Annotated in this window: 14 protein-coding genes; 9 read left to right on the forward strand and 5 right to left on the reverse strand. The window is 60.3% G+C overall.

Going from position 1 to position 12,665, the window contains the following annotated elements; all coding sequences use genetic code 11:
* Positions 1 to 155: 155 nt before the first annotated feature.
* The gene (locus ACLKMW_RS17325) at positions 156 to 611 is read left to right on the forward strand and encodes a pseudoazurin (RefSeq protein WP_415725814.1); all 456 of its coding nucleotides are present in this window, start codon (positions 156 to 158) and stop codon (positions 609 to 611) included.
* Between the two features lie 302 nt (positions 612 to 913).
* Here the strand turns inward: ACLKMW_RS17325 and ACLKMW_RS17330 are convergent, their stop codons facing one another.
* Positions 914 to 1,711, reverse strand: a complete 798-nt coding sequence (locus ACLKMW_RS17330; protein WP_415725739.1) for a class I SAM-dependent methyltransferase — start codon at positions 1,709 to 1,711, stop codon at positions 914 to 916.
* A 390-nt stretch (positions 1,712 to 2,101) separates the two neighbouring features.
* Here ACLKMW_RS17330 and ACLKMW_RS17335 point away from each other — a divergent pair, with 390 nt between their 5' ends.
* Together ACLKMW_RS17335 and ACLKMW_RS17340 are read left to right on the forward strand one after the other, a co-directional pair.
* The gene (locus ACLKMW_RS17335) at positions 2,102 to 3,391 is read left to right on the forward strand and encodes an Nramp family divalent metal transporter (protein WP_415725740.1); all 1,290 of its coding nucleotides are present in this window, start codon (positions 2,102 to 2,104) and stop codon (positions 3,389 to 3,391) included.
* Positions 3,392 to 3,501: 110 nt separating this feature from the next.
* Positions 3,502 to 3,756 (forward strand): DUF2171 domain-containing protein, encoded by a 255-nt coding sequence (locus ACLKMW_RS17340; protein WP_415725741.1) that lies wholly within the window; start codon positions 3,502 to 3,504, stop codon positions 3,754 to 3,756.
* Positions 3,757 to 3,850: 94 nt separating this feature from the next.
* Here the strand turns inward: ACLKMW_RS17340 and ACLKMW_RS17345 are convergent, their stop codons facing one another.
* Positions 3,851 to 4,240, reverse strand: coding sequence for a winged helix-turn-helix transcriptional regulator (locus tag ACLKMW_RS17345; protein WP_415725742.1), 390 nt, complete (start codon positions 4,238 to 4,240; stop codon positions 3,851 to 3,853).
* Between the two features lie 130 nt (positions 4,241 to 4,370).
* On the opposite strand from ACLKMW_RS17345, the gene ACLKMW_RS17350 reads away from it, so the two are divergent.
* The 3 genes from ACLKMW_RS17350 (at position 4,371) to ACLKMW_RS17360 (ending at position 6,441) form a co-directional block, all read left to right on the forward strand.
* Positions 4,371 to 5,225, forward strand: coding sequence for an SDR family oxidoreductase (locus ACLKMW_RS17350; RefSeq protein WP_415725743.1), 855 nt, complete (start codon positions 4,371 to 4,373; stop codon positions 5,223 to 5,225).
* Between the two features lie 37 nt (positions 5,226 to 5,262).
* Entirely contained in the window at positions 5,263 to 5,688 is a 426-nt protein-coding gene (locus tag ACLKMW_RS17355) for a DoxX family protein (protein WP_415725744.1), read from the forward strand.
* Between the two features lie 108 nt (positions 5,689 to 5,796).
* Positions 5,797 to 6,441, forward strand: a complete 645-nt coding sequence (locus tag ACLKMW_RS17360) for a DsbA family oxidoreductase (protein ID WP_415725745.1) — start codon at positions 5,797 to 5,799, stop codon at positions 6,439 to 6,441.
* 68 nt (positions 6,442 to 6,509) lie between these two features.
* On the opposite strand, the gene ACLKMW_RS17365 is transcribed toward ACLKMW_RS17360, so the two are convergent.
* Entirely contained in the window at positions 6,510 to 7,124 is a 615-nt protein-coding gene (locus ACLKMW_RS17365; RefSeq protein WP_415725815.1) for a TetR/AcrR family transcriptional regulator, read from the reverse strand.
* Positions 7,125 to 7,196: 72 nt separating this feature from the next.
* Here ACLKMW_RS17365 and ACLKMW_RS17370 point away from each other — a divergent pair, with 72 nt between their 5' ends.
* A complete protein-coding gene (locus ACLKMW_RS17370) occupies positions 7,197 to 8,639 on the forward strand; it encodes a dihydrolipoyl dehydrogenase family protein (protein WP_415725746.1) in 1,443 nt (480 codons plus the stop codon).
* Positions 8,640 to 8,758: 119 nt separating this feature from the next.
* Here ACLKMW_RS17370 and cueR read toward each other — a convergent pair whose 3' ends face one another.
* Both cueR and ACLKMW_RS17380 read right to left on the reverse strand, forming a co-directional pair.
* Entirely contained in the window at positions 8,759 to 9,208 is a 450-nt protein-coding gene (gene cueR / locus ACLKMW_RS17375) for a Cu(I)-responsive transcriptional regulator (RefSeq protein ID WP_415725747.1), read from the reverse strand.
* 60 nt (positions 9,209 to 9,268) lie between these two features.
* Positions 9,269 to 11,779, reverse strand: coding sequence for a heavy metal translocating P-type ATPase (locus ACLKMW_RS17380; protein ID WP_415725748.1), 2,511 nt, complete (start codon positions 11,777 to 11,779; stop codon positions 9,269 to 9,271).
* A gap of 161 nt (positions 11,780 to 11,940) precedes the next feature.
* Here ACLKMW_RS17380 and ACLKMW_RS17385 point away from each other — a divergent pair, with 161 nt between their 5' ends.
* Positions 11,941 to 12,135, forward strand: coding sequence for a heavy-metal-associated domain-containing protein (locus ACLKMW_RS17385; RefSeq protein ID WP_415725749.1), 195 nt, complete (start codon positions 11,941 to 11,943; stop codon positions 12,133 to 12,135).
* Between the two features lie 15 nt (positions 12,136 to 12,150).
* Entirely contained in the window at positions 12,151 to 12,558 is a 408-nt protein-coding gene (gene copM, locus ACLKMW_RS17390) for a CopM family metallochaperone (protein ID WP_415725750.1), read from the forward strand.
* Positions 12,559 to 12,665: the final 107 nt, after the last annotated feature.

Raw genomic sequence — 12,665 nt, forward strand, 5'->3', positions numbered from 1 at the left:
TCGAGCGCCAATGGAGTGCAGTTCGGCTTGGTTCGGCGTCTAAACATACTCGGCACCCGTAATAATGCTGAGGATGAGTGGAATTGAATAGGCCTGAACTGGCCAAATCTGGCGGGGAATTGAATTTTTCTTTAAGAACGAACAAGGAGATCAACATGTTCACAAGACGCAAGATACTTGTCGGTGCGACGGCGCTGACTGCCGTATCTGTAATACCTTCTTACGCGAACACCGGAACGAATCATGAAGTTCGGATGCTTAACAAAGGCGTTAAGGGCGTGATGGTGTACGAGCCGGATTTCGTGAGCGCATTGCCTGGCGATACTGTGACATTCATTCCCGCCGATAAGTCTCACAATGCCGAGAGTATCAATGGTATGCTGCCTGAAGGTGCGGAGCCCTTCAAGGGTAAGCTTAATGAGAAAATCGCTATCACCTTGCAGAGCGAGGGGGTCTATGGAGTTAAATGTGCTCCCCACTACGGCATGGGTATGGTGATGCTAATTTCCGTTGGGTCACCAACCAATATTGATCAAGCAAGAGCAGTCAAGCACCCTCCGAAAGCAAAGAAGCTCTTTGAAGAACTGCTTGGTGCGGTTCCGGCCACCTGAGCCTGGTCGAATCCATTATCTCTGCTCCGCCCGGAATTGACCGGGAATTGCCTGTAATTCTATAGAGCAGCCAGTTTGGCAGTAATTTGCAAGGCTGCGGTCTCTCCAGGAAAAAACGGAGTCTGGAACCATAGGTTGGATAGGCGTGTGCCGCGGACGTCGCGTGGCTCCTGTATGGGGAAACTGATAAATGGAGTTGCCCCTAGAAGAGTTGTCCGGCATTCGCCGCCGATCAATGAGAAGCTTTTTCTGGGCGCCATGCGTCTCGCGTTTTGCGATAGTTTGCCAGCAACATGCGATACTCAAGCCGTCTTCCAGCTGATAAACAGCCCGCTTTCCTTGCCAACCTCAAGAACACCATTGCCGGCCTGAAACGCTTCGGAGATCGCATCCCGAAACGCGGCAAGTTGCGCCTCGTCGGCCCTGTCACCGGGCGGGTAGGAGGTGAGGGCAAGGAATACGTCCTCCGGCTCCGTTACTCGCAGACGGGCCGGGTGCTGCGTCATGGTCATATTGCCGAACCGCGCCTGCATGAATTGCTCGGCAGCTTCGTAACCGAAGGAAGCGCCGGCCGGGTCCAAGGGGGCGCTGCCAAACACGGTTGTCAGCGCATACAACTCGCGCATGTTCCCGCCCCCGTTCGTCGTCACCGCAAGAAATCCGCCTGGCTTCAAAACCCGGTGCATTTCCGCAATCCCCTTTGACGGGTCGGGGAGGTGATAGAGCATGTGCATGGCGATGACGGCATCAAAGGAACCGTCCTCGAAAGGCAGGGCGGTCGCGTCGGCCTGCTGGCCTGTGATCGATGCAAACGGCAATGGGCCGCATCGCTCAACGGCTTCCTGAACCATGCCCGGCGACAGATCGGAAAGGGTGAGGTTCAGGTTGTCCGGCAACTCACTCGCGGCGCTCGCCCAAAACCAGCCCGGGCCACATCCAACATCCAGAACGTTGTCGCCAGCGTTAAGGGGCAGTTGCTTTGCCACCCACGGAAACCAGCCGATTTCGGCAATCGTGTATTCACTATTCAGTCGAGCGCGGGCCGCAAGCTTCCGGCTGTCGCCATATTGCTCTGCGTTGCCGGACTTTATTGGCGACATGGACCTCTCTCTTCTCGCGGGAATCTCAGAACCCGCGGCATATGCTCAACTTAGCCTCCATCCCAAAATCCTCAAGAAGTCGTTGACAACATAACACATGAACAGATATTCAAGTGTTATGTTCAGCAGTGTGCCGGGTGCCTGCTGATCGGTTTGTAAGCCCGGTCGGGTCTCGTGATGTCGCTCGCGCTCGGGAGGAAGACCACCAGGGGCGGACGAACGGCGCGAGCCTGGACGAGAGAGAGGCAATGCCCGGATCAGGCAGAGAGATGTCGGCCTTGTTTGTCGGCCGATAGCGCTGACCGTCTGCGCGCTCACTCGAACATGAAAAATATCGTAGGGCAGCGCGCACGTGGGTTGCAGACTCCCAATTGCCATCGAAAGAAGCGGATGCAACCCAATACCATTCAGGCCGGCATGGCGGCCGTGCTTTCCGGCGAACGCAAGGGTGTCTTCAGCAAGCTGCTGTTCGCCGGGCCTGCCGTAATCGCCTCGATCGCCTATGTGGATCCCGGCAACTTCGCGACCAACATTCAAGCCGGCGCCGGCTACGGATATCAGCTGCTTTGGGTCGTCTTGTTGGCAAATCTGATCGCGATGCTGTTCCAGAGCCTGTCGGCTCGCCTTGGCATCGTCACCGGCAAGAACCTTGCCGAAGTGTCCCGGGACAATCTGCCCAGACCGGTCGTATGGATCATGTGGGCTGTAAGCGAGATTGCGGCGATGGCCACCGATCTTGCCGAGTTTCTCGGGGGAGCGATCGGGCTCGCTCTTCTGTTTGACCTGCCTATCTTCTGGGGGATGGCGGTGACGGCCGTCATCACCTACGGCATTCTTATCTTTGAAAAGAAGGGCTTTCGCACGATGGAGCTGGTCATTGGCTCCATGGTCGCAATTATCAGCCTGTGCTACGTGATCGAACTGGTGATCGCCCCCGTCAGCTGGGACGATGCGCTAACCGGATTGACGACGCCACAACTGCCCGACGCCGCAGCACTGACTATTGCGGTGGGAATTATCGGGGCAACGGTCATGCCGCACGCGATTTACCTGCATTCGAGCCTGACGCAATCTCGCGTCAAGGTCCGCAATGAGGCCGAGCGTCGGAAAGTCCTGCGCTATTCGAATATCGAGGTGGTCATCGCGCTCGCCATAGCCGGCATGGTCAATATGGCAATGGTCATCATGGCGGCGAGCGCCTTCCACCAGGGCAATAGCAACGTAGCAGAGATCGAAACGGCGTATCACATGCTGACGCCGATTCTTGGGGCGGCAGCCGCTTCGGTATTTCTGGTTTCTCTGATCACCTCTGGCATTTCCAGTTCGGTCGTCGGCACGATGGCAGGGCAGATGATCATGCAGGGGTTCCTGCATTTCCGGGTTCCGGTATGGCTGAGGCGTTTCGTGACCATGGCTCCTGCCTTCGCTGTGGTGGCGATGGGTGTCAATCCAACGCAAGCGCTCGTCATGAGCCAGGTGGTTCTGTCGATCGCCTTGCCCGTGCCGATGCTTGCGCTGGTGGCCTTCACGTCCCGGCGCGACCTGATGGGCGCGTATGCGACTGGTCCAATCATACGCTTCCTGGCCGTTGCCGGCGCCATACTTGTGCTTGGGCTGAACTTCCTGTTGCTCGCTGGCACTCTTGGCGTGCAGTTGCCTATGATCAATGGGAATAGCTAAGGTGGCGCGCGCGGTGCACGAACAATTCGGGCCATTCCTGCCGGGTCAGCCTTGGCGACGGACTTCCGCGCGACAGCAATACAATCAGAGTTTCAGCAAAGGAGGTGACAATGTCCACACTAGCAGACGTCAGGGTTGGTATGACCGTGATTGGCGCCGATGGCGCCCCGGTCGGAAAGGTCGCCGCCATTACAGGCGACCGTATAGCGCTCGAGGCCGTTGAGGCCGGCCAGCATGCAGGGCACACGCATTATGTGCCAGGAGGCCTGGTCACGATCGTCGAAGACGGAACGGTCCGGCTGTCGGCAACGGGCGCCAATGCGGTGCTGCTCGATGAAGAGCAGGATGGATCTTCGGCGGACTGAAATCGATGCACAAGGCGACTTGTCTCAGGCAAGTCGCCAACAAGCCGCGCCTTAGACGGGCAGGCGAACAGGGTGTTGCACCCGCCCCGATAGCTCACCTGTTTTTGTCAAAGCGCGCTCTCGCCGCGACGATCGTTTCCCGATTGCCCATTGCCCAGTCGGCGAGCACGCTCAGCGGACCTATCAACGAATGCCCGAACGTGGTCAGTTCGTACTCCACCTTTGGCGGGCTGGTGGGGTAGGCGTGGCGATCGACCAGGCCGTCGCGCTCCAGTGCCCGCAGCGTGATCGTCAGCATGCGATGCGACAGGCCGGGAATTGCACGCTGAATGGCGTTGAAGCGCAGGGGGCCTGAGCCAAGAACCCCCACGACCATGACCGTCCATTTGTCGCCAACCCGGTCGAGAACTTCCACGACGGCGCGACAGTCTTCGGGATCACGATGATCCTTCACGATCACACTTGTCTTCTCGTCTCCAGACAATCTGCGCCTCCGAACAGGCGATACGATCAGGAATGATCGTATCGAAGAAAAAAGTGCGTTCTTGTCCTTCTATCGCGGCGCGCGCATATTTGCACGCACTATATGTTCGTAGCGATAGATTGGATATTGCATGAAGATTGGCGTCAGTGGTGCAAGCGGGCAACTTGGCAAAGTGGTTGTGGCCGAACTGGTCAGGCTGGGAAGCGGACACGACGTCGTCGCGATCTCGCGTACGCCGCAATCGGGCGCTGCCGGGATAGAAGGCCGCCATGGTGACTATGACCAACCGGAGACGCTGAAGGACGCCTATCGTGGCCTGGACAGGCTGCTTCTCATTCCAAGCGCCGACATGCGCCCCGGTGTGCGAGGCCGACAGTTCAAGGCGGCCATTGACGCGGCCGTCGAAGAGGGTGTCGGGCATATCGTCGTGGTCTCAACGGCCGGCACCCGCGAGGCGGTCGAGCCCTCGATGTTCGCGGCCTATTGGGATGCCGAGCAGCACCTGATGAGAGTCGCGCGCCAATGGACCATTCTGCGCATGAACTTCTATGCAGAGTCGTTCGCCCAATTCGTTCCCATGTCTCTTGGTTCGGGCGTGCTGACCGGCGTCGGAGAAGGAAATGTTGCCTTCGTCTCACGCGATGATGTCGGTGCGGCAGCAGCGGGCATTCTGTTGGGCAAGGGTAAGCCAGGTGCGATCTACAACGCCACAGGCCCTGTCGCTCTCTCCGGTTCGGCGCGCGCGGCGGTGATAGCCGAGGTGACCGGCAAGCCAATGAGCTTCGTGATCCTGGACGAAGAGCAACTGAGGGCAGGCATGACGAGCGCGTCCGTACCGGAGCCGCTCGTCAATGCGATGATCGAGATCGAGACGAAATTCGCCGAGGGCAGCTTCGACGTGGTGACGGGCGATGTCGAGAAGCTGGGCGGGCGCAAGCCTCGCAGTCTCCAGGAGGTCCTGCGAGTAGCCCTGTCGCAGGGATGATCGGGGTCACTATTGCTAAGCGGGAGAGGAGCGTCCCATGGCCATTCAACAGCGCGCTGTGCGCAAAATCGACTGGTGGAATATCGGATTGTGGGCGGCCCAGCTTGTGCTGGCGCTGGTCTTCGGTTCGGCAGGCGTGATGAAGCTGTTCATGCCGATAGAAACACTGGGGACGTCACTGAACTGGGTGACCCATTCTCCAGCCCTGCTGGTGCGCTTCATCGGCTTTGTCGAACTGGCGGGCGCGATCGGGATGATCCTGCCCGCCGCCACGCGCATCCTGCCTTGGCTGACGCCGCTTGCCGCACTCGGTTTCGCCGTGATCCAGGTTCTGGCGATAGGTGTCCACGCTTCCCTGGGTGAACTGGCCCTATCGCTGCCTTTGAACCTGGCTCTGCTTGCGCTGTCCGCATTCGTGATCTGGGGAAGAACGCGCAAGTCTGTGGTGACATCCCGATCCTGACCATGCCTGCGGTCGCGGCAAGGATTGGTGCGGGGCAAAATGTCGTCGCGCGAGCTGGTGCCATAGCGGTCCGACCGGATCCAGATTTGTTCGACAAGGGAGTTGACCATGACTGACCTGACCATCGACCTTTACACCGATGTTTCGTGCCCCTGGTGCCTGATCGGCCAGTATCGTCTGGACAAGATGCTGGCGGAGCGTTTTGCCGACGCCTGTGTTGACATCGTGCATCACCCGGTGTTGCTGGTTCCGGACTGCCCGCCCGAGGGCGTGCGGGTCGCCGATATGCTGCGCCTGCGGCACGGTATTACGGATCCCGCTCAGGCCTGGCATCGGCCGCAGGCGGAAGCCCGACTGTCCGGCCTCGAGGTCGACCTCGCCAAGTTGCCATTCGCCTATCGTACCCAGCCGGCACATACGCTCATCCGGCTGGCGCGGGATCGGGGGACCCAGCACGCTCTGGCGGTCGCGCTGTCGCAGGCCTACTATATCGACCTCCAAAACATCTCCGACCCGGCCGTGCTTGCCGATATCGCGTCCAGGTACGGCTTTGAACATGATGAGGCCCACGCGTTTGCGACCGATCTCGCCGAACTGGCCTTGACCGAAAGAGAAGCCCAGGCGTCTCGTGAGGCTGGCGTGGGGACCGTCCCCCATTTCGTTTTCGGCAAGGACATCATGTTGACAGGTGGCCGGAGCGAAGATGAACTGGGGGCTGCAATCGAGCAAGGTCTGACCAAGCTTACAGCGTAGACCTCTCTGTCATTTGAGCAATCGGCCTATGCCTGTGCCGCTCGATGGACCGGCAACAGCGTGTCACTTTAGTGATGCTGCGTGGAGATCAGGCGTTGCGCGGCGGCCCTGGCCTTAGAAGCGGCGTCGAGATCCGAGGCGACATGGGCACGGACGATCGCGCCTTCGATCAGCATCGCGATCGTGTCTGCAACTTCGAGGACAGCAGGGTCGGAGCCGAACATCTTGCCAACGTGAAGCCTGATCAAATCAAGCATCGCTGTTTTGTTTCGTGCGCAAAGCTGGTGCACCGGGTGGTCCGGGCTGCTGAACTCGGCACTGACATTGATGAAATAACATCCGTAGAAGGCCTGAACCGACGGGTCGCGCCCTTTGAAAAGATCATCCAGGGCGTCGAATATCGCGTTCAGCGTTGCTTCCCCGTCTGCCGCTCCCTCTATGCGCGCATTGAGCCACGAGAAGTATCGTCGGTCGCAATAATCGACGGTGGCCGCGACCAGATCGTCTTTGCCGGGGAAGTGGTTGTAGAGCGTTTTCTTCGCCACTCCGGATTCAGCAAGCACACGATTGATGCCGACCGCATGCACGCCGTGCCGATAGAAGAGCTCGAAGGCTGCGGTGACCAGTTGTTCTCGCTTGTCCATTGGCGGCGGCCTCGTTTGTTTCGGATGCCGTATTGACATATGGAGACCGATTTGTCTACTAGGAGTGAAGTAGACCGATTGGTCTCCCCCTAACAGAAAGAGGCGCACCCCATGCAGACAGATCAAAACAACCCCGCTCGAAATGACTCGACCACCTATGATCTGGTCACCATCGGTTCCGGATCGGCAGCAAGAGCCGCCGCGAACGAGGCGCGCAGGCTCGGCAAGACCGTGGCGATGATCGAGCATGGAGCCGCCGGCGGGACGTGCCTCAACGTTGGCTGCGTTCCTTCAAAGTTCCTGATCGCAGCCGCGGCGGCTCGTTTTTCTGCGCAGCATAGCAGGTTCGCAGGTATCGAGACTTCCGCAAGTGGCGCTAATCTTGGGCTTCTCGTCGACGACAAGGATCGAATGATCGGTGGGTTTCGGGAAGCATTCCATGTCAAGGGACCGATTGAGGCTGGTATCGACGTGCTGCGCGGCACGGCGTCCTTTGCCGCGTCCGAGAGCGCCGACTTTGTGGAGCTGACTGTCAGCAAACCCGATGAAGAGGCGGTACGAGTTCGCGCCGGACAGGTCCTCATCGCAACCGGCGCAGCTCCGTTCATCCCGGATATTGCAGGGCTCGGCGACGTCGAGGTCCTGACCTCGTCGTCAGCGATGGCCCTTGATCGTGTGCCTGCGTCGCTGCTGGTCATCGGCGGAAATGCGATCGGCCTCGAACAGGCTCAACTGTTCTCCCGGCTGGGGGCCAAGGTCACTGTCGTGGAAGTAGCGCCTCGGATTGCACCCTTCGAAGATCCGGCCATCTCGACCGCCCTAATGCTGGCCTTGTCGGAAGAAGGGATCGAATTCCGTACGGGCGCCAACCTGACGAGGGTCGAAGCTCAGGATGGCGGGGTTCGCGCAACGATCGCGATTGGTGACGACACCTATCAGCTTTCAGCGGAGAAGCTCCTGATGGCGACCGGGCGCCGGCCCGTGACGGGAGATCTCGAGCTCGAAATGGTCGGCGTTCAGACCGGTCCGCGTGGCGAAGTGCCTGTTGACGAGTATCTTCGCACGGCGAACCCCCGGATCTGGGCCGCAGGCGACGTCACGGGGCTTGCGCAACTCGTCTATGTTGCCAGCGAGCAGGGAACGACTGCTGCCCACAATGCTCTGACCGGCGATCTGCGGGCGCTTGACTATACGACGCTGCCGCGTGTTACCTTCACCTCTCCTGAGGTCGCGGCCGTTGGGATGACACCGGCTCAGGCGCAAGCAGCAAAGATACCCTACGAGGTTCGGGAATTCCCTGTATCCTTCGTGCTTCGCGCGATCGTCGCACGCCATGCCAGCGGTCTGATCAAGCTTGTCTCCAATCGGGAGACGGACAAAATTCTCGGGGTGCACATGGTGGGCGAGGCCGCAGGCGAGGTGATTGCCGCTGCGACATATGTTTTGTCCGCGGGCTTTACGGTCACGCAGCTGGCAACGCTTTGGTCACCCTACTTCACCATGGCGGAATCCCTCAAGAACGTTGCGAAGGCCGCCCCGGTATCGCAGGGCTGACCGAATTTTCCCGCCGCTGTCACCTGATCGCATGACACGGGAGCGAGCGTCTTCATGGCGCTCGCTATCGCCAGTCGGCTGAGAGAAATTTCACCAGAACGGGATTTGGCATCCTTGCTCTACTGCACGACCCCGGCGATAGCGCCCGTGCGCGGCTTGATCGAGTGATCCTCGCCATCGAGGTCGGTTTCAAGGCGTTGCAGGATCGGGCAGTGCGGGCGGTGATCGCCATGGCAGGCGTTCACCAGCATCTGTAGCGTGTGGGACATGTCCTGGAGATCGGCGATCTTCCTTTCCAGTTCGTCGATATGCCCCTGGGCCAACCGTTTGACCTCTGCGCTCTGACGTGTCTCATCACGCCACAGGCCGAGAAGGTCGCCGATCTCTGCCACGGAAAATCCAAGATCCCGCGAGCGCCGGATGAAGCGCAGCATATGGACGTCCGTGTCGGAGTAGTCACGATAGCCGGATGCTGTCCGGTCGGCGGCCGGAATGAGGCCGGTCTGTTCATAGTAGCGGATCATCTTGGCGGAAACGCCTGAAGCCTTGGCAGCCTGTCCGATGTTCATTGTGTTTCTCCCGAAATGGCGACAGCCGACCCTTTATATAGGATCGGCTGTCTGGCTTTGTCAGTTTGCGGCCTTGAAGGTCTTGAGCCGCAGAGCGTTGCCGAGCACGAAGACGCTGGAGAGCGCCATCGCGCCGGCGGCGAAAACCGGCGAGAGCAGGATGCCGTAAGCCGGGTAGAGCAGACCTGCGGCAACCGGGATCAGCGCCGTGTTGTAGGCGAAGGCCCAGAACAGGTTCTGCCGGATGTTGCCGATCGTCGCCTTCGAAAGCGCGATGGCGTTCGGCACACCCTTCAGGCTTCCCGACATCAGCACGACGTCGGCCGCTTCGATGGCGATGTCGGTGCCCGTGCCGATTGCGAGGCCGACATCCGCCTCGGCCAGAGCCGGGGCGTCATTGATGCCGTCGCCCACGAAGGCAACCTTGCCATGCTCGGCCTTCAGACGGCGAACCGCATCGACCTTGCCGTCCGGCAACACTTCCGCCACCACCTCATCGATCCCCAGCCGCGCGGCGATTGCCTGTGCCGTGCGCTTGTTGTCGCCGGTGATCATCGCGACCTTGAGCCCAAGATCATGCAGCGCCCTGATCGCATCAGGCGTCGTCTCCTTGATCGGGTCGGCGACCGCGATGATCGCCGCCAGCTTGCCGTCGATCGCAGCATAGAGAGGCGACTTGCCCTCGTTCCCGAGGCGTTCGGCGGTGCTTGCGAAGCCGGCGACGTCGTGGCCGAGTTCGACCATGTAGCGGTCGGCGCCGATCTCGATGCGGTGGCCGTCGACACTTGCCTTGACGCCGAAGCCGGTAACGGATTCGAAGTCCGACACGGCGGGCAATGCAATGCCTTCCGCCTCGGCCGCATCGACGATCGCACGGGCGATCGGGTGTTCCGATTTGGCTTCGACGGCGGCAACGAGACCCAGGACAGGCGTCCGATCGAAACCGGCCGCCAGTTCGAGATCGGTCAGGGCCGGCTTGCCTTCGGTCAGCGTACCAGTCTTGTCGACGGCAACGACCCTGGCGTCCTTCAGCAACTGCAGCGCTTCACCCTTGCGGAAGAGAACACCCAGTTCCGCCCCGCGGCCGGTTCCGACCATGATCGAGGTCGGGGTTGCCAGACCCATCGCGCACGGGCAGGCGATGATCAGGACAGCGACTGCATTGACGAGAGCGAAGGTCAGCGCGGGCGAAGGTCCGAACCAGAACCAGGCGGCGAAGGTCAAGGCGGCGACGGCGAAGACGGCCGGCACGAACCACATCGTCACCTTGTCCACGATCGCCTGGATCGGCAGCTTGGAGCCTTGCGCTTCTTCGACCATGCGGATGATCTGCGACAACACCGTGTTGCCGCCGACCGCGGTCGCACGGATTGCGAAGGCGCCCTTCTGGTTGACCGTACCCGCAACGACTTCGCTGCCATTGGTCTTGGAGACCGGGATCGGTTCGCCGGTGATCATCGACTCGTCGACATAGCTTTCGCCTTCGACCACTTCTCCATCGACCGGAACCCGCTCACCAGGACGGACCTCGACAATATCGCCCGACTGCACAGAGTCGATCGGCATGTCGACGGTCCTTCCATCGCGACGCACGCGTGCGGTCTTGGCCTGCAGGCCGACCAGACGCTTGATCGCCTCCGAAGTCCTGCCCTTGGCGCGGGCCTCGAGCAGGCGGCCGAGCAGGATCAGCGTGACGATGACGGCTGCCGCTTCGAAATAGACGTTGACGGTCCCCGCCGGCAGGAAGCCCGGTGCGAAGGTTGCGACCAGAGAATAGCCGTAGGCGGCAAGCGAGCCGACCGCGACCAGCGAGTTCATGTCGGGTGCAAGACGCCACAGCGCCGGCAGGCCCTTGTCGTAGAATCGGATGCCGGGCACGAACAGCACCAGCGTCGTCAGCACGAACTGGAGATACCAGCTGTTCTGCATGCCGATGGTGGATGCGATCAGTTGATGGGCGCCGGGAATGAGGTGCGAGCCCATCTCCAGGATGAAGACGGGAGCCGTCAGCACCGCTGCGATGGTGAAGTCGCGGGTCAACTCACGGCGCTCGGCATCCTTCTTTTCCGCGCGCTCATCCGCTTCTGCCTGTCCGCTTGCCGCACTGGCGGCGGAGACGAGTTTGGCGTCGTAGCCCGCATTCTCGATGGCAGCGATCACGGCAGCCGCATCTGCGGCTCCCTGAATGGTCGCCTTCTCGGTGGCGAGGTTGACGACGGCATTGGTGACGCCGGGTACAGCCTTCAGCGCCTTTTCGACACGGCCGACGCACGAGGCGCAGGTCATTCCCTCGATTGCCACTTCGAGTGAAGCGGGTGCGGGCGCAGCAAAACTTGCCGGAACGCTATAGCCGACGTCCTCGACGGCCTTGACGAGTGTTGCGCGGTCGACCGTGGCGCTGGTCGTGATGCTTGCCTTTTCGGTGGCAAGATTGACGACAGCGTTCGAGACGCCGGGAACGGCCTTGAGAGCCCTTTCGACGCGGCCGACGCAGGATGCGCAGGTCATGCCCTCGATGGGCAGGGAAATGGCTGCGTTGGTTATGTCCGCAGCTCGAACAGGGGCATTCATAGCCGCCTCCTTTTTGGTTCAGGATTCGAGTTCGGACACAGATATGGTCCTTCCAACCATAGGAAGGTCAAGAGTGAATTTTCCTTTTGTTGGGGTCTTGACCTTCCCACCGTTGGAAACCCCACCTTGAGTGTCATGAGACCGAAGCAAGGAGATTTCTCATGGAACTCAGAATTGAAGGCATGACCTGTGGCGGCTGCGCCAAGTCGGTCACCAAGGCGATCCAATCGGTAGATCCGAACGCACGGATCGAGACCAATCCTGCCGCCCGCACCGTCAAGGTCGAGACGGCCGCAAGTCAGGCGGTGCTTCAGCAGGTTCTCGAAGAGGCCGGATATCCGGCCACCACGAACTGAGCTGGAGCCAGCACAATGAACAAGCTCACCCCGATCTTTATCGCAGGCGCCCTCGCTATCAGCGTGGGGCTTGCCATCGCACAGTCGCAGATGAACACGGAGAACACCATGCAAGGTCACGACATGCCGGGCCATTCGATGTCGGGGGCGTCGATGCCCACATCCGACAATCCTTCGACCAAAGCCTATATCGAGGCGAATAATCGCATGCATGCGGATATGACGGTGGAGTTCACCGGCGATGCCGATATCGACTTCATGCGCGGCATGATCCCCCACCATCAGGGCGCGATCGATATGGCCAAGATCGTTCTCGAATATGGCAAGGATCCCGAGGTCCGCAAACTCGCACAAGATGTGATCACGGCGCAGGAAGGCGAGATCGCCATGATGCAGAAGTGGCTTGCGGCCCGCGGCAAATAATGACGGCCGTCCGGCGACCGCCGTCTTTTCATCATCTGATGGTGTGAGATGGCGGTTGCGGGCGTTATTGTCGGCGTGGAGTCGTGAACAACTGTAGTTGGCTGGCG

The organism is Borborobacter xinjiangensis (genome assembly GCF_047739745.1).
GTDB lineage: Bacteria > Pseudomonadota > Alphaproteobacteria > Rhizobiales > Rhizobiaceae > Pseudaminobacter.

Coding starts and splice junctions, on each gene's coding strand:
- ACLKMW_RS17340 (WP_415725741.1), top strand. CDS start 3,502: ATGTCCACACTAGCAGACGTCAGGGTTGGTATGACCGTGATTGGCGCC.
- ACLKMW_RS17370 (WP_415725746.1), top strand. CDS start 7,197: ATGCAGACAGATCAAAACAACCCCGCTCGAAATGACTCGACCACCTAT.
- ACLKMW_RS17350 (WP_415725743.1), top strand. CDS start 4,371: ATGAAGATTGGCGTCAGTGGTGCAAGCGGGCAACTTGGCAAAGTGGTT.
- ACLKMW_RS17335 (WP_415725740.1), top strand. CDS start 2,102: ATGCAACCCAATACCATTCAGGCCGGCATGGCGGCCGTGCTTTCCGGC.
- copM (WP_415725750.1), top strand. CDS start 12,151: ATGAACAAGCTCACCCCGATCTTTATCGCAGGCGCCCTCGCTATCAGC.
- ACLKMW_RS17365 (WP_415725815.1), bottom strand. CDS start 7,124: ATGTCAATACGGCATCCGAAACAAACGAGGCCGCCGCCAATGGACAAG.
- ACLKMW_RS17380 (WP_415725748.1), bottom strand. CDS start 11,779: ATGAATGCCCCTGTTCGAGCTGCGGACATAACCAACGCAGCCATTTCC.
- ACLKMW_RS17360 (WP_415725745.1), top strand. CDS start 5,797: ATGACTGACCTGACCATCGACCTTTACACCGATGTTTCGTGCCCCTGG.
- ACLKMW_RS17385 (WP_415725749.1), top strand. CDS start 11,941: ATGGAACTCAGAATTGAAGGCATGACCTGTGGCGGCTGCGCCAAGTCG.
- ACLKMW_RS17330 (WP_415725739.1), bottom strand. CDS start 1,711: ATGTCGCCAATAAAGTCCGGCAACGCAGAGCAATATGGCGACAGCCGG.
- ACLKMW_RS17325 (WP_415725814.1), top strand. CDS start 156: ATGTTCACAAGACGCAAGATACTTGTCGGTGCGACGGCGCTGACTGCC.
- ACLKMW_RS17355 (WP_415725744.1), top strand. CDS start 5,263: ATGGCCATTCAACAGCGCGCTGTGCGCAAAATCGACTGGTGGAATATC.
- cueR (WP_415725747.1), bottom strand. CDS start 9,208: ATGAACATCGGACAGGCTGCCAAGGCTTCAGGCGTTTCCGCCAAGATG.